Below are 22,579 nucleotides of genomic sequence, written 5' to 3' on the forward strand. Positions count from 1 at the left end.
TTGTTTGATCTAGATAAATTTTGGCAATTTTTTAATGCTGAGATGAAAAAAAGCTACAGCACGGTTGCCTATAATGCTTGGTTTAAAAATACTAAACCAATTTCCTTTAATAAAAAGACAAAAGAAATGATAATCGCTGTTGAATCACCCGTTGCAAAGGGATACTGGGAAAAGAACTTAGCTTCTCAACTCATTCAAGAAGCATATGCTTATGCCGACATGGAAATTCAACCTAAATTTGAAGTTGCAGGTAAAGAAGGTCCTGAACGTTTAGTTACACCACAACCACGAATTAAAACTAATCAAGAAATATTAGAAAATCGCAGAGATGAATTTGCTCAAGACCTTCAACTAAATAGCAAGTATACTTTCGATACCTTTGTTCAAGGTGAGGGAAACAAGCTGGCAGCGGGTGCAGCCTTAGCAGTCGCTGATAATCCGGGAAGTTTTTACAATCCTTTGTTTATTTTTGGTGGGGTCGGTTTAGGTAAAACCCACTTAATGCAAGCCATTGGACACCAGATGTTGGCTGAAAAACCACATGCAAAAGTGGTTTATATTCAGAGTGAAACTTTCGTAAATGATTTTATTAACTCAATAAAAAACAAAACTCAGGCTGAATTTCGTAATAAGTATCGGAACTGTGATCTCCTATTAGTAGACGATATTCAATTCTTTTCTAAAAAAGAGGGAATCCAGGAGGAATTCTTCCATACTTTTGAAACCCTTTATAATGATCAAAAACAGATTGTTATGACTAGTGATCGTCTACCAACCGAAATTCCTGAATTATCAGAACGTTTAGTTTCACGCTTTGCTTGGGGACTACAAGTTGAAATTACGCCTCCAGATTTAGAGACTAGAATTGCGATTTTGCGAAAAAAGGCTGAAACCGATGGCCTAGCAATTGACGACAGTACCCTTGACTATATTGCTTCACAAGTTGATACCAATATTCGTGAACTCGAAGGAGCTTTAGTTAAAGTTCAAGCCCATGCAACAATTGAGCGCGAAGATATTAATGTTGACTTAGCCAAAGAGGCTCTAGCTGACTTAAAGTTGGTACAAAAAAATAGGGGGCTTCAAATTTCTAAGATTCAAGAAGTTGTGGCCAACTATTTCCAAACCTCAACTACTGAACTAAAGGGTAAGAAGCGTGTAAAACAAATTGTTGTTCCTCGACAAATTGCAATGTATTTGTCTCGTGAGTTAACAGATTCTAGTTTGCCTAAAATTGGACAGGAATTTGGCGGTAAGGATCACACAACTGTAATGCATGCTTGCGATAAAATTTCGCGTGCCTTAAAAACTGATGCTGAAATTAAAGCAGCTGTGTATGATTTAAAGGCTATGCTTGAACACTAAAAGTTAATAACATGTGGATAACTTTTAACTTTGTCCACATTTATTAAACATGCAAAAGTGTGTTTTATTCAGGTGTTTGGCTACTTTCCCACAGATTCCACTGGCCCTACTACTACTTCTAAGTATTTAAATATATAATTAAATAAAACAACTTACATATAATTTCACAGGAGGTAAACGATGCAGTTTACAATTAATCGTAATTTATTCCTCGAAAACCTAAATAATGCTATGCGTGCAATTTCTTCACGTGCTACTATTCCAATATTAAGTGGTATAAAACTTACCCTTACAGATGAAATGCTTACTTTAACCGGTAGTGATACTGACATTTCTATTGAAATTCAAATCCCAGTAAACGATGATTTAATTGTTCAATCTACGGGATCGATCGTTCTACCAGCACGATTTTTCAGTGAAATTGTAAAAAAATTACCAGGTAAAGATTTTTCATTTGAAGTAAAAGAAAGTTTTCAAACAAAAATTGTTTCTGAAAATACCGAATTCATGATTAATGGTTTAGATGCAAACAATTATCCACACTTACCAGAAATTTCTACTGATGCATCATTCAAAATTTCTGGTAAAACATTTAGAGAAATTATTAACGAAACTGTTTTTGCAGTCGCTACTCAAGAAAGTCGTCCAACTTTAACTGGTGTTAACTTTATCTTCAACAATTCATCAATTAAAGCAGTTGCTACCGACAGTCACCGACTATCTCAACGTCAAATTTCTCTAGAAAATGGTCCTCAAACAAGTACTGACTTAATTATTCCTGGAAAGAGCTTAGTAGAATTATCCCGAATTATCGGAGAAAGTGATCCCGAAATCACAGTAAATCCTGGTGAAAATCAAGTTTTATTTGAAGTTGGAAACATTGCGTTCTATTCACGTTTACTTGATGGACAATATCCAGACACTGATCGGTTAATTCCAACTGAATCTACAACATCAGTTGAATTTGAATTACCAGTTTTAGCTCGTTCTCTCGAACGTGCCAGTCTTCTTACTCACGAAAGCCGTAATAATGTGGTTAAGATGACTCTTGATGTTCAAAATCAATTGGTTAAACTCCAAGGTGATTCACCGGAGATAGGAAATGTGGAAGAAGAAATTGGCTTTAAGAATCTTGAAGGAGAGGGATTAACTATTTCCTTCAATCCTGATTATCTAAGAGAAGCTTTACGTGCCTCTATTACTGATTCCATTATTATGAACTTTACCCAGCCGCTAAGACCATTTACAGTGATACCGGCAAAACAAGATGTTAATTTCACTCAATTAATCACGCCAGTTAGAACATTTTAATTTATGTGTCTGGGAAAAAACTAATTCTCAGACATGAAAAAAGAACGATGATTTCCATTTTGGATTTCATCGTTCTTTTTATGTACTTTAAGTGCCTTCCTTGCTATTATTGAATCACCACAAAACAAAATGAAAGAAGGCAATCTCAATGTATCAAAATTATATCACAGGTCAAACTGCTTTAACACTTAATTTAGACTTCTCTATTCCTAACAATCATTTAGCTACTGTTATCAGCTGGTTTGTCGATTCAATTCCAGAAGATGTTTTATTGGGAGATACTGCCGAAACTGGACGTCCAGCCTATCATCCGGCCATGATGCTTAAAATTCTGCTTTTTGCTTATTCCAGAAGAGTATTTTCAGGCCGAAAGATCGAATTAATGTTGGAAGAAAACCTGCCCATGATGGTATTGGCAGAACATCAAAAGATTTCTTACCATACCATCAATAACTTTAGATCTAGCAAGCATGCCAATCAGCTCATTAAGAAAAGCTTTTTGTACTTTACCAACTTATTAGAACAAGAGGGTTTAATCAATGAAGGGACTATCTTTATTGATGGCACCAAGATTGAAGCGGATGCCAATCGCTATACTTTTGTTTGGCGTAAAGCTGTTGAAAAGTTTCATGAAAAGCTAAAAGATCAAGCAGTCAAGCTTTATGATGAATTGGTTGCCCAAGAAGTGGTTAAAGCAATGGAAAAAGAAAAAGTTCAAACTAGTCAAGGCTTAGCAGAACTAGCCCAAGAAACCGAAGCTGAAATTGAAAAACTGACTAAAGAAATTGAGCAAGAACCAAAAGCTATCCCAGGTGGCTCGCCTAGAAAAGCGAGAAGACGTGGACTTAAAAAGTATCTTCATCGCTTGAAAAAAGACTATCTGCCCCGAATGAAAAAATACGAGGAAGCCGAGAAGATTTTTGCTGGACGCAACAGCTACTCCAAGACAGACCATGATGCGACTTTCATGCATATGAAGGAAGACCACATGAAAAACGGCCAGCTTAAGCCAGGCTACAATATTCAAGCGGCTACGACGGATCAGTACGTGGTTGATTTTGCCTTATATCCTAATCCAACTGATTTCAAGACGCTGGAGCCTTTTTTGAAACAGATGACGGTCCTAGATAAGTTTGACAAGATTGTCGCCGACGCTGGCTATGGGAGTGAATATAATTACACACAGCTGGAAGAAAAGTATTCAGACAAAGAGTATTTCATTCCTTACACCATGTATGAAAAGGAACAAACCAGAAAGTACAAAAATGATCCAAGCCGGCTGTCTAACTGGTTCTACAATGAAAAAGATGATTATTATTTAGATCAAAACGGCGTTAGATTCAATTTCAAATATTATAGCCAGCGCAAGGACCACTCTACTGGTCAGGTTCGTGATTTTAAGATATATGAAGCAGATGAATTCCAAATCACACCAGAATTGGAACGCTTAGCTAAAACAAAAAGCGGCCGTCAAAGGCAAGTACGTTATAATCCTAACTGGCAGTATTTAAAAGAAAAGACAAAAGAAGTTCTTCAAAGTCCTGAAGGCAAGCACATCTACAGCATGAGAAAGTATGATGTCGAGCCAGTTTTTGGACATTTGAAGAACGTCTTTGGCATGCGCCGAACTCATCTAAGAGGTAAAAAGAAGGTTGAAACTGATGTAGGAATAGCCTTGATGATGATGAACTTAAGCAAGTATTGGCACAGAAGATGGTCCAAAGACCGATCTGCTTTATGTGCAAATAAAAATAGAAAAAAAAAGACGGTCAAGCTACTCAAATTAAGAGTTGGCTTGATCGTCTTTTTGTACCTGAGAATTAGTTTTTTCCCAGACACTTCTTGCATTGTATTTAAAAGCTAAATTTAGGCTGATTAAGCGAATTTTTATCTAGTTAAGTATAGTCATATTAAATTGGAATAAAGCGGCTTAAAAAAGGCTACAATACGTCATAAAATTGAATTTCACATAAAAAAACGGTATAATGACTAGGTATGACAAGGTAAATGGGGTGATATTATCAAAAAATTCACAATTAAGGGAGAATATATTACGCTGGCTCAGTTTTTAAAAGAAAAGAGTGTGATATCTTCTGGTGGTCAAGCTAAATGGTATCTAAAAGAAAATCCTGTTAAGTTGAACGGTGAAGTAGAAGATCGCCGTGGAAAGAAAATACATCCTGGAGATGTACTGAACTTGGCTGGAGAAGAGTATGAATTTTTTTCAGAGTAGCCGATGTATCTTGCAAACTTTGAATTAAAAGATTTTAGAAATTTTGAAGAACTAAAGATAAATTTTGACCCTCATGTAAATATTTTTATTGGTCCAAACGCCCAAGGAAAAACTAATTTACTTGAGGCGATTTATTTTTTGGCCCTAACTCGATCTCATCGAACAAATAGCGATAAAGAATTAATTCGTTTTGGAAGTAAATTTGCGGGCTTACAAGGAAAAGTTCATAAAAGTCAATTAAAAGTAGAGTTAAAATTGCGTTTAACGCCAAACGGAAAAAAAGCCTGGGTAAATAGACTAGAGCAAAAGAAGCTTTCCGCTTATGTAGGACAAATGAATGCAATTTTGTTTTCTCCCGAAGACCTAGCACTGGTTAAAGGAGCTCCATCAATTAGAAGACGTTTTATGGATTTAGAGTTTGGGCAAATTAATTCAGAATATCTATATTTTCTAAGTCAGTATCGGCAGGTACTGCAACAAAGAAATAATTACTTGAAGCAATTGAGCATAAAAAAGGCAAATGATCTAGTTTTTTTAGATGTGTTGTCAGATCAGCTGGCAGGAATTGCAGCAGAGATAATTTCGAGAAGAATTAAATACATCCAAAAGCTTAATTCATATGCTCAAATTGCGCATAGTGAGATTAGTGGTCAAGCTGAAAAATTGCAGATTTTTTATCGGCCATCAGTTAAGGAAATTACCCCAGATGATGATGTAGAGACCATTTATCAAAAAGTTATTACTAGTTATAAAAAAAATCGTCCTAATGAAATTCGAAAGGGAACTACGTTAAGTGGCCCCCATCGAGATGACTTGGATTTTTTAATTAACGATAAAAATGCCCATGATTTTGCATCTCAGGGACAGCAACGGACGATTTCTTTAAGTGTAAAGTTGGCTGAAATTCAATTAGTACATGAATTGACACAAGAGTATCCAATTTTACTTTTAGATGATGTAATGAGCGAATTAGATCATCGAAGACAGAGCAGTTTACTGAATTATATTCATGGAAAAACGCAAACTTTTATCACAACAACAGATTTAGAAGGTATTTCTTGGGAAATCGTGAAAGAACCTAAGGTCTATCACATTTCTGCTGGAACGATCAGTACAAAGGAGAGTTAAATGGCAGAAGATAAGAGCAAGGCAGCATTAAATAAAGCTAAAGATTTTGAAAAGCGTGCTGATACTTATAACGCAAGTCAAATTCAAGTTCTAGGTGGACTTGAAGCAGTTAGAAAACGCCCAGGTATGTACATTGGCTCAACCAGTAGCCAAGGCTTACACCACCTTGTTTGGGAAATTATTGACAATAGTATTGACGAACGATTAGCAGGTTTTGCAACTAAGATTGAAGTCACTGTTAATGAAGATGGCAGTGTTACAGTCCAAGATGATGGACGTGGTATTCCGGTTGATATTCAAGCTAAAACAGGTCGTCCAGCCCTAGAAACTGTATTTACTGTTTTGCATGCTGGTGGTAAATTCGGCGGTGGCGGATATAAAGTATCTGGTGGTCTTCACGGTGTTGGTGCTTCTGTAGTAAACGCCCTCTCAACTAAACTTGATGTTACTGTTATGAGGGATGGAAAGAAATATGCAATTTCTTTTGATCATGGCCGTGTAGTAGACGAAATGAAACAAGTAGGAACTGTACCTCTTGAAGAACATGGAACGACCGTTCGTTTCTATCCTGATCCAGATATTTTTACAGAAACTACAACTTTCGACGATAAAATTTTAAAGAATAGAATTCGTGAACTTGCTTTCTTAAACAAGGGCTTAAAATTAACCTTTACCGATAAGCGTAAAGAAAGTGCTGAGACCGATGTTTACCATTTTGAAGGCGGGATCAAAGAATACGTTGCCTTTTTAAACAAAGGTCAAGAAGTATTATTTGATGAACCCATCTATGTTGAAGGTAATTATGAAGGTATTGATGTTGAAGTTGCGTTGCAATACACCGATGGCTATAAAACAACTTTAATGACCTTCGCAAACAATATTCACACTTATGAAGGTGGGATGCACGAAGCAGGCTTTAAGACCGCTTTAACTCGTGTAGTTAACGATTATGCTCATAAGGCTAAAATCTTAAAAGATAAAGATGACAACTTATCTGGTGAGGATATTCGTGAAGGAATTACGGCAGTTGTATCGGTTAAGCACCCTAATCCTCAGTTTGAAGGTCAGACTAAGACTAAGCTTGGAAACTCAGATGCCAGAACTGCAGTGGACCGAGCATTTTCAGAAACGTTTAGTCGTTTCTTAATGGAAAACCCTTCTGTTGGTCGTAAGATTGTTGAAAAAGGACAACTTGCTGAAAGAGCTAGAACTGCTGCTAAGCGTGCACGTGAAGTTACCCGTAAGAAATCAGGACTTGAAATTGCTAACTTGCCAGGAAAACTAGCTGACAATACCAGTAATGATCCAAGTATTTCAGAGTTATTTATCGTTGAGGGTAACTCTGCCGGTGGATCTGCAAAGCAAGGACGTTCTCGTTTAACGCAAGCAATTTTGCCAATTAGAGGTAAGATTCTGAACGTTGAAAAAGCTTCAATGGATAGAATACTTGCTAACCAAGAAATTAGATCCCTCTTTACCGCTTTAGGTACAGGATTTGGTGCTGATTTTGATGTTTCAAAGGCAAGATACCATAAGTTGATCATTATGACAGATGCCGATGTCGATGGTGCTCACATTAGAACTCTGCTTTTGACTCTCTTTTACAACTACATGCGTCCAATGATCGAAAAAGGGTATGTTTATATCGCTCGTCCGCCTCTATATCAAGTTCGCCAAGGTAAGGTAGAGAAATATCTCGATACCGACGAAGAATTGCATGATTACTTAGGTACCTTGCAACCAAGTCCTAAACCAATTGTTCAACGTTATAAGGGACTAGGAGAAATGGATCCAGAGCAATTATGGGAAACTACGATGAATCCAGAAAATCGTCGTTTAGATCGAGTAAGTCCTGAATATGCTGAAGATGCTGACAAGATATTTGACCTCTTGATGGGTAATGAAGTAGGTCCAAGACGAGAATTTATTGAAAAGAACGCTAAATACGTTGAGAATTTAGATGCTTAGGAGGCTTTAGATGGCTAACGAAAATCAACCTCAAGATCATAGAATACGTAATGTTGATTTAACCTATACCATGCGTACATCCTTCTTAGACTACGCTATGTCAGTTATTGTGGCTCGTGCCTTACCTGATGTTCGAGATGGTTTAAAGCCTGTACAACGTCGTATTCTTTACGGAATGCATGAATTAGGAGTTACACCAGATAAGCAATATAAGAAGAGTGCCAGAATTGTTGGGGAAGTTATGGGTAAGTTTCACCCGCATGGTGACTCTTCAATCTATCTAGCTATGGCCCACATGGCTCAGGACTTTTCATATCGTTACATGCTAGTTGATGGACACGGAAATTTTGGTTCTGTCGATGGGGATGAGCCAGCCGCAATGCGTTATACTGAGGCAAAAATGAGTAAGATTGCGGTTGAAATGCTTCGTGATATCAATAAAGAAACTATTGATTGGCAACGTAACTATGATGATACAGAAAATGAACCAGTAGTATTACCAGCAAGAATTCCTAACTTACTTGTCAATGGTGCCAGTGGTATTGCAGTTGGTATGACAACAAATATTCCACCACATAATTTGGCAGAGGTAATTCGCGGCATTCACATGTTGATGGATAATCCCGATGTTACTACTAAAGATTTAATGAAGGTGATTCCTGGTCCTGATTTCCCAACTGGTGGAATTGTGATGGGACGCGGAGGTATTTACCGCGCCTATGAAACAGGAAAAGGAAATATCGTTGTTCGGGCAAAGACTGAAATTGAAACTGAAAAAAATGGTCGCGAGCGAATTGTAGTTACGGAACTTCCTTACTTAGTAAATAAGGCTGAATTAGTTAAAAAGATAGCTGATTTAGCCCGTGAAAAGACAATTGATGGTATTACTGGTGTACGAGACGAATCAGACCAGACTGGTATGAGAATTACCATTGATATTCGCCGTGATGCAAGTGCTAGTGTGGTTTTGAATAATTTATTTAAAGAAACCCAAATGCAAGCAAACTTCGGAATGAATATGGTAGCCATTGTTAATGGTGCACCGCATTTCCTAACTTTGAAGCAAATGCTTGAGTACTACCTTCACCACCAAGAAGATGTTATTACTCGTAGAACTAAGTTTGAGTTAAAGAAGGCTGAAGCTAGAGCACATATTTTAGCTGGATTAAGAATTGCCCTTGATCATATCGATGAGATCATTAAGATTATTCGCGGTTCACAAAATAGCGATATTGCTAAGGCACAATTAATTCAAAACTTTGGCTTAGACGATCGTCAATCTCAAGCTATTTTAGATATGAGATTGGTTCGTTTAACAGGCTTAGAGCGCGATAAAATTGAAACTGAATATCAAGATTTGCAAGCAAAAATAGCAGATTACAAAGATATCTTAGCTAAACCAGAACGAATTGATGAGATTATTTACAACGAGTTACTTGATATTCAAAAGCGTTTTGGTGATGATCGTCGTACTAAGATTGCCGAAGGTGAAGCTGTTTCAATTGAAGATGAAGATTTAATTGAACAAAAAGATGTTCTTTTAACTCTAACTCACAATGGCTACATTAAGCGTATGCCAGCGGATGAATTTAAGGTACAAAACCGTGGTGGACGTGGAATAAAGGGAATGGGAGTTCAAGATGATGATTTCATCAACCATTTAATCTTCTCAAGTACCCATGACTTTTTACTATTCTTCACTAACTTAGGTAAGGTTTACTCAAAGAAAGCCTATGAAATTCCAGAATTTGGAAGAAATGCTAAGGGCTTGCCAATAGTTAATCTCTTGGAACTTGATAAAGGTGAAAAAATTCAAGCTGTAATCAATGTACCTGAAGGAGCAGACGATAATTATCTCTTCTTTGTTACTAAGATGGGAACAGTTAAAAGAACAAAAGTCAGCGAATTCCAGAATATTCGTCGAAGTGGGTTAATTGCCTTAACTTTGCGAGACGGGGATGAACTGAATAATGTTTTAACTACCGATGGAAAACAAAATATTCTTATCGGTACCCATTTAGGTTATGCAGTTACCTTTAATGAAAAAGATGTTCGTTCGATGGGAAGAACAGCAGCTGGTGTCCGTGGAATCAATTTAAGAGATAACGATTATGTCGTTGGATCTGATATTCTAGAACCTGATTCAGAAGTATTAGTAATTTCTGAAAAAGGATATGGAAAACGTACTGCAGCTTCTGAATACCCAGTTAAGGGACGCGGCGGTAAAGGAATTAAGACTGCAAACATTACTGAAAAGAACGGTCCTTTAGCCGGTGTAACAGTAGTTAATGGCGATGAAGATATTATGCTAATTACCAGTGCGGGAGTCATGATTCGATTTGATGTGGACGATGTTTCTCAAACTGGAAGAGCTACATTGGGTGTACGTTTAATCAAGGTTGACGATGGTGCACAAGTAGCAAGTATTACTGCTGTTCCTAAAGCTAGGGATGAAGACGAAGAAACCACTACTGAAGAAGAACCAGTAGAAGAAAATTAATAAATAAAAAATTACCAAATTTTTTGCGTAATAATAATTGAGTAATAAAACTCAGGATCACGTGAAAAAATATTTGGTAATTTTTTATTTATGTGATAAAATCAAGCATTGTGAGTAATATTATTCATTACTCCTTGTTCTTGATTTTAACAAGAACCATTTAGTCCAAGAGGAGGTGCAATTATTATGGCAAAAACTAAGTACGAAGTTACTTACATCATCAAGCCTGATATTGACGAAGATTCAAAGAAAGCATTGATCGATCGTTTCGATAAAGTTGTTACTGACAACGGTGCTGAAGAACTTGAATCTAAAGATTGGGGTAAGAGACGTTTCGCATACGAAATTGAAAAATACCGTGAAGGTACTTATCACATTATGACTTTCGTTGCAGAAAACTCTGAACCAGTTGATGAATTTGGTCGTCTTTCTCGTATTGATAACCAAATTTTACGTTCAATGACTGTAAAATTAGACAAGTAATTTGTTTTCGTGAATTAGGAAGGGGACAAAAGTATGATTAATAATGTTGTACTTGTTGGCCGTTTAACACGTGATCCTGATTTACGTACAACCGGGAGTGGAATCTCAGTTGCTACGTTTACTCTAGCTGTTGACCGTCAATATACCAATAGTCAAGGTGAACGTGGTGCTGATTTCATCAACTGTGTAATTTGGCGTAAAGCAGCAGAAAATTTTGCTAACTTTACTTCAAAAGGTTCATTAGTTGGTATTCAAGGTCGGATTCAAACTAGAACGTACGATGATAAAGACGGTAAGAGAGTATACGTGACTGAAGTCATTATTGATAATTTCTCTTTACTAGAATCACGTCGTGATCGTGAAAATCGTCAGACTAATGGTGGCAATTTTGCTCCCCAAGGAGGAAATGCTCCAAGTACCAATAACTTTGGTGGATCAAGTGCTCCAAGCATGAATAATGCTCCTGCTGGTGGAGAAAGCAATAAACCGCAAGATCCATTTGCAGATTCAGGTAGCACAATTGACATCTCAGATGATGATCTCCCATTTTAATTTTAATTAGAAAGGATCTTTGATATGGCTCAACAAAGAAGAGGTGGCCGTCGTCGTCGTAAGGTTGACTTTATTGCAGCTAACCACATTGACTACATCGACTACAAGGATGTTGATTTGTTGAAACGTTTTATCTCTGAAAGAGGTAAGATCTTACCACGTCGTGTCACTGGCACTAGCGCAAAGAATCAACGTAAGTTGACTGTTGCTATTAAGAGAGCTCGTGTTATGGGCTTATTGCCATTCGTCGCAGAAGACTAATAACAGATCACAATTAATAAAAAGAGTAGCTTATGCTACTCTTTTTATTTTGTTTTTTGCGGTATTATAAAAGAAGTAAATGGAAGGATTGTCATGATTATTAAGCAAAAACTAGCCGGAAACATTGATTTTGACTACAAATGGTACGATATTTATAACTGTGACGATCATGATATTAGGCTACTAAAAGATGATTTTGATTTAACATCAGAAATTATCTCTTATATTACCGACCTTCACGAACGTCCTCACTTTGATCATGATTATATTACTAACAGTGATTTGTTGGTTTACGATGTTCCAGTTTGGCCAACAGCTGATGCAGATCATTTTACGACTTTACCAATTAAGTTTTTAATGGTCGACCATACGCTTTTTACTGTTCATTCTCCTGATACAACTTATATGATTGAAGAATTTAGGCAACGCCCCGATGAGCATATTCATAGTGAAAAAGAATTAATTTTTGCTATTCTTTTTGCTGTTACAAAATACTTTCAAAGGGCACTTAGCCAGCTAAACAGTCAACGACTAGTCTTGGATAATAACTTAAGTAAGCGAATTCATAATAAAGACCTACAAGAATTATCACAAGTTGAAAAAAGTTTGGTTTACTTATCTAGCTCAATTAGAACTAATCTAATGATGCTTGAAAGTCTAAAAAATAAAAAGTCGGGACTTCATATGAATGCTTCTGAAGAGGAAATGTGTGATGATATTATCATTGAAGTTCAGCAATCTTCACAGATGATCAAAATTTATAGTGAAGTGACTGAAGAAATTTCTAAGACGTCCAACAATATTCTGAATAATAACTTGAACAATACTATGCAGTTTTTGACTGTGTGGTCACTTCTTTTAACAATTCCAACAATTGTAACAGGATTCTTTGGGATGAATGTTGACTTACCTATTTTTCATAATCCATTTGATTGGGTAATAATTATGGTAGGTTCGATTATTGTAATGGCAATTTTGCTTTGGTATCTACGTCGACATAATATGCTGTAATGCTTGCTTAGCTTAGATGATAAGCAGGCATTTTTTGATGTATAATATAAAATGATGCAGTATATTATTTTTGATGATATTAATGCTATAAACAGGAAGGAATTTCAATGAAAGGCTTTTTACGCAAATTAGAATTGCCTGAATTTGTTAAAGATACACGTTTAACAGCATCGTTGATTATTGTCCTTGTTTTGTCCTTATTAGGAGCAATTATTGGGACATTAATTAGTCCGCTTTTTGGACTAGCCATGGTGCTGTTATTTATCTTAACAATTATTTTTGTAATGTATGGAATTTATGTTCTAGCCGGGAATACTAATAATTATGCTGCTAATCTTTCATACCGCATAAAGCGTGGGGAACAAGAAGCGATGATTAAAATGCCTCTTGGAATTATGCTTTATGATAAAGATCGACAAATTCAATGGATTAATCCTTATCTGCAAATGTATTTGCATGGTAAAGATATTATTGGCTCTTCTATCTCATCTGTAGATAAAGAGTTAGCTAAATATGTTAATGATGCTATTAAGTCAAATAGCAATCAAAACAAAATTATTAAATGGGGCGACCGCAAGTTTGAAATGGTTGTCCAAGATGACTTGGGTGTCGTATATTTACTTGATATTACGCGCTATGCCAATATTGAGGAAAAGTATAAACAGGAGAGATTAGCAATTGGCTTAATATTTATTGATAATTATGATGAACTAAGCCAATCTATGAGTGATCAGAACTTAACAAATATGAGTTCATATGTCCAAAATGCCCTCAGCAATTACGCTGGACAATTTAATTCATATCTTAAACGTATTGATGAAGATCACTTTATTTTGCTGACGCATATGCATGATTTAGCCAAGATGGAAGAAGATAAGTTCTCTATTTTGGATAAAGTTAGAACTGAATCAAGTCGAAAGAATATGCCATTGACCTTGTCTATTGGGATTGCATTTGGCTCAGAAAGCTTAAATGAAATTGCTGATCAAGCTCAATCCAACTTAGATTTAGCTTTAGGACGTGGTGGAGACCAAGTTGTTGTAAAACAATCGGGTCATGAAGCTCATTTTTATGGTGGAAAATCTAATCCAATGGAGAAACGAACTCGGGTAAGAGCTAGAATGGTTTCTCAGGCCTTGGTAGAATTATTTAAGGGCGTTGACCATGTTTTTGTTCAAGGACATCGAAATCCTGACTTAGATGCGATTGGATCTGCAATTGGAATTGTAAAAATTGCTCGAATTCATGGTGTAAAAGCTAGTGTTGTTTTAGATGTTGATCACGTTAATTATGATGTGGGACGTTTGATTGCCAAAATGCAAGCTGCCGGTATAGATAAAGATGTATTTATTTCGCCTAAAGATGCTTTAGAAGAAGCAACAGATGAGTCTTTACTAGTTTTAACAGATCACTCTAAGTACAGTATTACTTATGATCCAGAACTTTACGACCGATTGAAGAATCGATTAATTATTATTGATCACCACCGCCGCGGGGAAGAATTCCCTGAAAATCCAATGCTGGTATACATTGAGCCGTATGCATCTTCGACTTGTGAGCTTGTAACTGAAATGATTGAGTACCAACCTCAAGGCGGAGAAGGTGTCTTGACTGATTTAGAAGCATCAGCTATGCTAGCTGGTATTACAGTCGACTCAAAGGAATTCTCCTTGAGAACTGGAACTAGAACTTTTGATGCAGCAAGTTATTTACGGTCAATTGGAGCAGATACGCAAGTTGTATCTGAACTTTTGAAAGAAAATATCGATAATTACTTGCAAAGAAGTCACTTAGTTTCTACGATTGACATGATTGAACCAGATATGGCTCTCTTAGTGGGTGAAGAAAATAAGATTTATGATCCCATTATTACTGCTCAAGCAGCCGATACAGCTTTATCTCTTGAACATGTAGATGCCAGTTTTGCATTAACTAGACGGAGTAAAGATGCAGTTGGTATCTCAGCTCGTTCAATGGGTAATGTTAACGTTCAAGTAATTATGGAGAAACTAGGCGGGGGCGGGCACTTATCTAATGCCGCAACTCAGCTCAAGGGGATAACAATCGAAGAAGCTAAAGTTAAGCTCTTGGGAGCAATTAATGACTATCTCAAAGAAAATGAATAGGAGTGAAACTTATGAAAGTTATTTTTATTAAAGACATGAAGGGTAAAGGTAAACGCGGAGAAGTTAAGAACGTACCTGATGGCTATGCTCAAAACTTCTTGATTAAAAATGGATACGCTAAAGAAGCTACTAGTTCTAACTTAAATACCTTAAAACGTGTTCAAAAAGCTGAAAAAGATGCTTATGAAGCAGAAAAGGCTGCTGCTGAAGATATTAAGAAAAAACTTGAAGACGACAAAACTATTGTTAACTTTAAGTCTAAGGCTGGTACTGATTCTCGCTTATTTGGTTCTATTTCAAGTAAGAAGATTGTTGAAGGACTTGAAAAGCAATACGGAATCAAGGTTGATAAGCGTAAATTAGAGCTTCCAGAACCAATTAAATCATTAGGGTATACAAATGTACCTGTTAAATTATTTAAAGGCGTAGAAGCAGTAATTCGCGTTCACATTACGGAGCAAGACTAATAATGGATAATGTTGTTTCTCAACAAATTCCCCATGATAGTGAAGCAGAAAAGGCGGTCCTAGGGGCCGTCTTTTTAGATCCGGAAGCAATTATTGATGCTTCAGATGTATTACAGCCTGATGATTTTTATGAACATGCAAATAGAATTGTTTTTCAGGCAATGCTTAATATCTCAGATCGTGAGGAAGTAATTGACCCAGTTACTTTACAAGATGAGTTAAAGAAAAATAATCAAGTGGATGATATTGGAGGTATTGCCTACGTTACAGAACTATCAATGGCAACTCCAACAGCAGCCCATGTTACTTACTACGCAAAAATTGTAAAGCGAAAAGCTATTCTTAGAAATCTAATTTCTACTAGTCAAAGGATTATTCAAAATGCAATTGAAGGCTCTGATGATGTAACTGATATCTTAGATGATGCAGAAAGCCAAATAATGGGGGTCTCCCAGGATAATGCAAGTGGTGGGTTCAAATCTATTCATGATGTATTAAACACGGCTATGGAAGAAATTAACTCAATTCCTGATGATGGAAATATGGTGACTGGTTTACCATCTGGATTTTCTGAATTAGATAAGATGACAACTGGTTTTCACGATGATGAATTAATTATCTTGGCCGCTCGTCCTGGGGTTGGTAAAACTGCTTTTGCTCTTAATGTGGCACAATTTGTTGGACTAAAGACTGATAAAACTGTTGCTATGTTCTCTCTTGAAATGGGAGCTGAGCAATTAGTTCAAAGAATGCTAGCTTCTGAGGGACTAATTGATTCACAGCATCTTAGAACCGGTCAACTGACTGATGAAGAGTGGCGTAAGCTAGTTGTAGCAGCTGGTTCACTAGATAATACCAGTATCTACATTGATGATACGCCAGGAATTAAAATGAGTGAGATTCGAGCTAAAGCCCGTAGATTAGCTAAAGAAAAGGGAAAATTAGGCTTAATTGTAATTGACTACTTGCAGCTAATTGAAGGACCACGCAGTGAATCTCGTCAACAAGAAGTTTCTGCAATTTCACGTCAATTAAAGAAATTAGCTAAAGAACTACATATTCCTGTTATTGCCCTCTCACAACTTTCTCGTTCAGTTGAACAACGTCAAGATAAGCGCCCAGTTTTATCTGATATTCGTGAATCTGGGTCTATTGAACAAGATGCCGATATTGTTGCCTTCCTTTATCGTGATGATTATTATCGTGATGAGCGCGACGAAGATGATGAGGGCGAAGTAGAAGCAGAAGAAGATAACGGCGAAGTAGAAGTAATTATCGAGAAAAACCGTTCTGGTACACGTGGAACAGTTAAATTAATGTTCTCTAAACCATATAACCGTTTTTCAAATCTTGACTATACTCATAGCGAGGCTTAAAAAAAAGGTTTGTAAGCGTTTTATTAATTAGCTATACTATAATAGTTAAAAGTATATCTTTTTAGTAAAGTTAAGTGAATGAGAAGGTGTAAGTTGAATGGTAGAAAATAAATATGTCGGTAGTATTGAAGCTGGTGGAACTAAATTTATCTTGGCAGTTCAAGATACAGAAACTGGCAAAATTGTAGCTAAGAAGAGAATTCCAACAACAGATGCAAAAGAAACTTTAGCAAGAAGTATTGAATTCTTTAAAGAGCACCCAGTAGCTGCTTTGGGAATTGGTACTTTTGGTCCAATTGACATCAATCCAAATTCTAGAACATTTGGTTATATCTTAGATACACCTAAGCGTGGTTGGTCAGGAACCAATGTTAAAGGCACTTTTGAAAAAGAACTAGGTATTCCTGTGGTAATGACTACGGACGTGAATGCTTCTTGTTATGGTGAGTATATTGCACGTGGAAAAGATGATTCTAAGACTTATTTCTATGTAACAATTGGAACAGGAGTTGGTGCCGGCGCGGTACAAGCAGGTAAATTTATTGGTTTAAATAATCACCCAGAAATGGGCCACATGCTAGTCACTCCTTACCCTGGCGACAACTATACTGGGAAATGTCCATTTCATGGGAATAAATGTGTTGAAGGAATGGCAGCTGGACCTTCTCTAGAAGGAAGAACTGGTATTCCAGGTGAAAAACTACCTAGAGACCATAAGGTATTTACCTACGTTTCATACTATGTAGCTCAATTATTATTCAATGCTTACATGACTATGCGCCCAGATGTAATGGTTGTTGGCGGCTCAGTACTCAATGATCAAGACTTGGTCCGAGTTCGTGGATTCTTTAGAGAATTTAATAATAATTATGTTGCAACGCCAGACGTTGACGAATTAATCGTACGTCCAGCAGTTGAAGATAATGGTTCTGCCACTTTAGGTGACTTTGAACTAGCTAAGGAAGCTTTGAAAAATCAATAAAAATATGGCTCTTTTGCAAATCCTGTTGATGGATAATTTTAAGAAGGAATTAAGCAGCTAAGAAATAGCTGTTTGATTCCTTTTCTTTTATAATATTTTCTTCGAGTCTAATTCTAATTAATAAATGTTTGAAATTTCTATAGCCATAAGCAGTACGTTCAATTTGTTTAATCTTGCGGTTAACTCCTTCAAGACAACCATTAGAATAAGTTGAGGTAATACCGTTTAGGACACCAGAATAATTATGCTTAAAGGTCAGTAGTGTTTGATGCATTTGTTTACCAACACTTTGTTTTGAATGAAGTAGATGGATAACTTTCTTTTCATCGTTATCCTGAATAGCAGTCATAAAGTCCTGCATAACCCAATAAGCATTTTCTAAGGTTTGGTCACAATCTAAACCATCTAAGACAACATGTTCCTGAGTGAGAGAGTCTTTAAAGTGCCAATCGTAGTAGGGAGTAGTCTTATTAAGTTTGTCATATTTCATGAGATAAAGCTTCCAAGGAGACTTTAAAAGCTTATATTCATGGCTTTGCTTTTTAAATTGCTTCATGATTTGAACTCTGAAAATATTAAACGATCTAGTAAGCATTTGAACCATATGAAAACGGTCAATAACTATCTGAGCATTTGGAAATAATTCTCTAGCAACTAAAGGATAATAACAATTAAGATCCATAGTTACTGTTTTAACCATTGCACGAGCTTTAGGAGTGAACTTGTAAAAATAGCGTAGAATATCAGGTTTGAAACGAGTTCTAAGAATTTGAACAACTTTGTGAGTATCACCATCTAGACAAATAAAGTGAAGCTTTTTGCCTACACCTTTGAATTCATCAAAGGCTAAGTGTTCAGGGAGATGATCAAAGTCATCATAGAACTTAGAAGAGCAGGCTTCTAATACTCTTTGAACCGTGTTGACAGATACATTATGTTCTCTAGCAATGCTGGTCATTGAACGATCTTCAGTAAGAGCAGAAAGTATTTTTCGCTTAGAAGTGTTAGAGATATAGGAGCCTTTATTAACCAGATTAGATTGAGCCATAGATCTTTTTAAACAGTCATTGCAGAGAACACGTTGTTTTCTTAATCTGATAGTAACGGGCTTACTAGCATCAGCAGTAATGAAACGAACGTTAGAAACGTAATGACCGTTATGCTTAAGATTAGTAGAACTACAATAAGGACAAGTAGGCTGGATCAGCTCAGCTAAATATATTTTGTAAATCTTACCGTTAATATTTTCATTTGAATAATCAGAAAAAATAATGTTTTTATCTTCAATATCAAGAGTAAATTTAATATAATCATTTAAAGAGGACATAGTTTGAATCTCCATACACTTAATTGAATTGGTCGAAGAAGGATTTTAAGTAAGAGAGGACTATGGCCTCTTTTTTTACGTAAAAAAATCCTGTCGATAGAATATCATAGATATTCATCAACAGGAAAAATTATACAGCCAAAAATATATAGTAAAAAGGCAACTTCATTTGAAGTTGCCTTTTTTGTGTTTCACATGAAACAAATTTAACTTCCATCATATGAATCATCAACAATTGGTCCTTTACTTGAGTCGTTGCCAAGGGGCTCTAGATGTTCAGTATGGTTAAGAAATGGAAGATTAATGTATTGACGTGCGGTTGTGGTAATATCAGATACTATTTCATTAGCAATTAAGCGAGTTTTGGGATCTAATGAAAGATAAGCATGACTAAATTGGATTGCGCCACGAATTTTATTAGTTGTTAGTTGGCTAGCATCGGTAATTTTTTGGGATTCTAGAGCAGTAAAGAAAGCAAGCCAGAGCTCTTCACGTTTTTCACGTGGAATTTTTGTATTCCAGGAAATAAATGTACTCCTAATAATTCTACTAGCATTACTGAGACCAGGAGCCATAACAAAGCTATTTCGAGCAACTTCCCAATGCAGGGGATTATGTTGCTGCATTAAATGTTTCATCTTACTTTTAACTACGATGACACGTTCAGGATGATCGAGCATCATTCCAAAAATTGATCCTTCGGGAACATAGGTAATCATCTTGGGAATAGCTCTTTGAAATTCTAGTTGATCATAAGTTTCTTTCATAAACCCAGGACCATCAAAACTATATGCTTTTATTATTTGATCTTGAATTTTAGGTGAAACAGCAGAGATAGCATAAGCAGCAAAATTTCCACCTTTTGAATGACCAGTAGTATAAATTTGCTTATCAGGATAAGTCTGGGCAATTTTATCTAAATAGTCTGCTGCTACACTTTGTCCAAAAATTTCTGGCTGATAACTCATATCTACATCTTCATTCAGTCCGACCATGGATCCATCAGTTCCTCGATAGGCTACTAGAATAGTCTGAGGATCTAATTCAATTGTCATGGCTGTGAACTGTACTGGTGGCTTTTTCTGGGAAAGATGAGACCAGTCTAAAAAGCGCATATTTTTATATCGATCACTAAGGTTGATTAATTGAGCTTCTACTTTATCTGAATGAATTAATGTCTTTTTTTGTATTAAACGTTTTGTAGCTGCTTCGAGAGTATGCCCTTTAACACTAGAATCAAAAGGAAGATAAGCAAATGCGGCAAAAAGTCCAGCATCTAAACTATTAAATGGTTCTCGATCAAGTGTTAGGTCTCCTCGCCAGCGAACATAATCAAGTATTTTACCCAAGATAAAAGTCCTCTCATTAAGGGTTATATTATTTTTTATTTTAATGCTTTTTGGCTTAAAGATAAAAGCAGAACACATTTATCTATAAAAAAAGAAGAGCTAATGCTCTTCTTGATTACTAAAATATCAGTTGAATAGTTTCAAGAGGTGAAAGGGAAGACTTAATTGTAGCAAGATTATCTCTTACATCAATTTTAACTACTTCCTTTTCAATGCTACTACCATGCTTTCTAATTAAGGTAGCCGTAGTAGATGGTAAAGGCTCACTGATGTGCCATTTAATCTCTGTATAACTATCTAAGTTGAAATTAGCTAGTCAGACTACTTTGCCATTTTCTTGAATATTTAATTTAACGTGAGGCATATTGATTAAGTAGTCAGTAGGTTTAACGCTAGCCATAATTTGTTGCATCAACCCTTGTTTATATGAAGAAAATTGTGATTCCCAACCGTGTTTTGGATCTTGATCCATGGGAAGGACAATTATATGGTCATCAATAACTGCCATGAAATTTCCAAGTTTTTGATCGATAGAATTATAAGCCGAACTCCAAATTTTGACATTGCTATTTGGCTGATAATCAAGCTGTAAATAATTACCAGTGTGTTGAAGCATGGTAATACGTGGATTTTTAACGCCTTGAACAGTAACACCATATGCTTGTTCAAATGATTGATATCCACTTTTAGCTGCATGCCATTTAGCCGATTGAATATGGAGTAAGTTACCTAAATCTCGATCAAGCAAAACTTGAATACTTTCACCATCAAGTAGAACTGTATTTTGTGTGATTAGTTTAGTGATTTGACTATCTGTAAGATTGCGCAGCAATTGGCCAGCGATTGCAATTGTTTGATCTTCGATTTCAAAATTATCTTGAATAGGCAAAATAGTTGTTGCAAAGCTAAAACTGGCTAAAAGACTAGCCCAGTTTTTTTCATGGGGAAGCAATTCTTCTGGCTCTTTGCCCCAAGTAGTATGAGCAGTATAAGCAGAATCCTGATCTACTAGAACTTTAATACCTCTTAATTCTTTCATATTGAGACGGTGGTTAGATAAGGCAGAAGCAAATGGTTTAATATCTGCAAGCATTTTGCCATAGCCCCAATCTTCATTAATTCCGTTGCCCATCATATCAAAGATATTAAGCATAATGCCCTTTGCACCAAGAAGGGCAGTCGTAATAATTTGAAAAGCAATAAAGGTATTAGATTTTACTTGCGGCGTCCACATTGAATTTTCTAGTTCTGGATATAATTCAGCATGTGGGCCTAAAAACGCAGCAGTAGTACGGCTATATTCTTCGAATTTGCGCCCATAAATCAAAGGAGCTACTTCGTTATAAGCTGGTAGGTGAGGCCGGGCTACACGTGGGTGTTCAGGACCAGCTTGAGCATCAAATAGTTTAGCCCAGTCTCTGCCTTCAATAGCGTGCCAGTCCGGAAATGAAGTCATTTGTCCCATATCAGTATCTGGACTTACCTTATGGACTGCTTCTTCAATCAAATGCTCGTTTTCAATCATTTCCTTGCGAGCTTGATCAAGATAAATTTTTCGTTCAATGGTAGGTTCGCCAGGCTTTAACATATTTTTGACAAATTCTGCTCGACTTTCATCCTTACCTAGTTTTTCTTGGTATAGTTTCATATGATAGTCGCAGAAACACATCAATTTTAGAGGAGTATGGTTATAGTGTCTAAAGTCATCCTCCATCCATAAACGACGAGGATGAATTGAGGCATATTGTGCATATCTCTGAGCTAAATATTTACGCCAAGTCGGATCTGCAGGACATGCCATATCTTTAGCCTTGTTACCATTAATATCTACAAAAGTATTAAAGCCAATCTTAGGATTAACACTAAATCCACGGTCTGAGTGCATAATAGTTGTCCATGGATTTAAACTAGTCGTAACACCAAGTTTAGCTAGTTGCTTTTGTAGGGGATAATGGCATCCAACCAAACTTGAGTCTCTTCTTTTGTTAAGTGGCTATGGTTTAATTTTTCACCGTTAATAATGAAAGCTACGTCATCAATTTTTGCTTTTTGTACAAAATTTAAGAGTTTTTCATCTTTTTCAGGTGTGTTGGTACGTGGATCAAAAACGTAACGTAATGTATAAGTGTAGCTCATGTTA

The 22,579-nt window shown here is 36.3% G+C and carries 17 protein-coding genes and 1 pseudogene; 15 read left to right on the plus strand and 3 right to left on the minus strand.

All coding sequences use genetic code 11. The features are described from left to right. The 15 genes from dnaA to GTO82_RS00075 all read left to right on the plus strand — a co-directional run bounded on the left by dnaA (position 1) and on the right by GTO82_RS00075 (position 17,763). Complete coding sequence (gene dnaA / locus GTO82_RS00005; protein ID WP_004898273.1) at positions 1–1,365, plus strand: chromosomal replication initiator protein DnaA; 1,365 nt, start codon at positions 1–3, stop codon at positions 1,363–1,365. Positions 1,366–1,545: 180 nt separating this feature from the next. After that, the gene (gene dnaN, locus GTO82_RS00010; RefSeq protein ID WP_004898276.1) at positions 1,546–2,676 is read left to right on the plus strand and encodes a DNA polymerase III subunit beta; all 1,131 of its coding nucleotides are present in this window, start codon (positions 1,546–1,548) and stop codon (positions 2,674–2,676) included. Positions 2,677–2,824: 148 nt separating this feature from the next. Continuing rightward, the gene (locus GTO82_RS00015; protein WP_180873337.1) at positions 2,825–4,540 is read left to right on the plus strand and encodes an IS1182 family transposase; all 1,716 of its coding nucleotides are present in this window, start codon (positions 2,825–2,827) and stop codon (positions 4,538–4,540) included. 153 nt (positions 4,541–4,693) lie between these two features. Beyond that, complete coding sequence (yaaA, locus tag GTO82_RS00020; RefSeq protein WP_180874048.1) at positions 4,694–4,909, plus strand: S4 domain-containing protein YaaA; 216 nt, start codon at positions 4,694–4,696, stop codon at positions 4,907–4,909. A gap of 3 nt (positions 4,910–4,912) precedes the next feature. Further along, entirely contained in the window at positions 4,913–6,037 is a 1,125-nt protein-coding gene (gene recF / locus GTO82_RS00025; RefSeq protein ID WP_180873338.1) for a DNA replication/repair protein RecF, read from the plus strand. After that, positions 6,038–8,005, plus strand: coding sequence for a DNA topoisomerase (ATP-hydrolyzing) subunit B (gene gyrB / locus GTO82_RS00030; RefSeq protein WP_180873339.1), 1,968 nt, complete (start codon positions 6,038–6,040; stop codon positions 8,003–8,005). A 10-nt stretch (positions 8,006–8,015) separates the two neighbouring features. Continuing rightward, the gene (gene gyrA, locus GTO82_RS00035) at positions 8,016–10,505 is read left to right on the plus strand and encodes a DNA gyrase subunit A (RefSeq protein WP_180873340.1); all 2,490 of its coding nucleotides are present in this window, start codon (positions 8,016–8,018) and stop codon (positions 10,503–10,505) included. A gap of 186 nt (positions 10,506–10,691) precedes the next feature. After that, entirely contained in the window at positions 10,692–10,988 is a 297-nt protein-coding gene (rpsF, locus tag GTO82_RS00040; RefSeq protein ID WP_004896331.1) for a 30S ribosomal protein S6, read from the plus strand. Positions 10,989–11,021: 33 nt separating this feature from the next. Further along, a complete protein-coding gene (gene ssb, locus GTO82_RS00045; RefSeq protein WP_180873341.1) occupies positions 11,022–11,540 on the plus strand; it encodes a single-stranded DNA-binding protein in 519 nt (172 codons plus the stop codon). A gap of 24 nt (positions 11,541–11,564) precedes the next feature. Beyond that, positions 11,565–11,801 carry a 30S ribosomal protein S18 gene (gene rpsR / locus GTO82_RS00050; RefSeq protein WP_003649728.1) on the plus strand — a complete coding sequence of 79 codons (237 nt, stop codon included), beginning with the start codon at positions 11,565–11,567 and terminating at the stop codon, positions 11,799–11,801. A 93-nt stretch (positions 11,802–11,894) separates the two neighbouring features. Then, a complete protein-coding gene (locus GTO82_RS00055; protein WP_180873342.1) occupies positions 11,895–12,812 on the plus strand; it encodes a magnesium transporter CorA family protein in 918 nt (305 codons plus the stop codon). 107 nt (positions 12,813–12,919) lie between these two features. Beyond that, positions 12,920–14,938: a DHH family phosphoesterase gene (locus GTO82_RS00060; RefSeq protein ID WP_180873343.1), complete on the plus strand. Its 2,019-nt coding sequence runs from the start codon at positions 12,920–12,922 to the stop codon at positions 14,936–14,938. Between the two features lie 11 nt (positions 14,939–14,949). Then, complete coding sequence (gene rplI / locus GTO82_RS00065) at positions 14,950–15,405, plus strand: 50S ribosomal protein L9 (protein ID WP_003651632.1); 456 nt, start codon at positions 14,950–14,952, stop codon at positions 15,403–15,405. Between the two features lie 2 nt (positions 15,406–15,407). Next, positions 15,408–16,781, plus strand: a complete 1,374-nt coding sequence (gene dnaB, locus GTO82_RS00070) for a replicative DNA helicase (protein ID WP_180873344.1) — start codon at positions 15,408–15,410, stop codon at positions 16,779–16,781. A gap of 97 nt (positions 16,782–16,878) precedes the next feature. Beyond that, positions 16,879–17,763, plus strand: coding sequence for an ROK family protein (locus tag GTO82_RS00075; protein WP_180873345.1), 885 nt, complete (start codon positions 16,879–16,881; stop codon positions 17,761–17,763). 49 nt (positions 17,764–17,812) lie between these two features. Here the strand turns inward: GTO82_RS00075 and GTO82_RS00080 are convergent, their stop codons facing one another. From GTO82_RS00080 to GTO82_RS00090, 3 genes and pseudogenes are all read right to left on the minus strand, one after another. Next, a complete protein-coding gene (locus tag GTO82_RS00080; protein WP_180873346.1) occupies positions 17,813–19,090 on the minus strand; it encodes an ISL3 family transposase in 1,278 nt (425 codons plus the stop codon). A 206-nt stretch (positions 19,091–19,296) separates the two neighbouring features. After that, positions 19,297–20,439 carry an Mbeg1-like protein gene (locus tag GTO82_RS00085; protein WP_180873347.1) on the minus strand — a complete coding sequence of 381 codons (1,143 nt, stop codon included), beginning with the start codon at positions 20,437–20,439 and terminating at the stop codon, positions 19,297–19,299. 118 nt (positions 20,440–20,557) lie between these two features. Continuing rightward, positions 20,558–22,575, minus strand: a pseudogene (locus GTO82_RS00090) (hypothetical protein). Between the last annotated feature and the right edge of the window lie 4 nt (positions 22,576–22,579).

This window comes from Lactobacillus johnsonii (assembly GCF_013487865.1).
Classification (GTDB): Bacteria; Bacillota; Bacilli; order Lactobacillales; family Lactobacillaceae; genus Lactobacillus; species Lactobacillus johnsonii_A.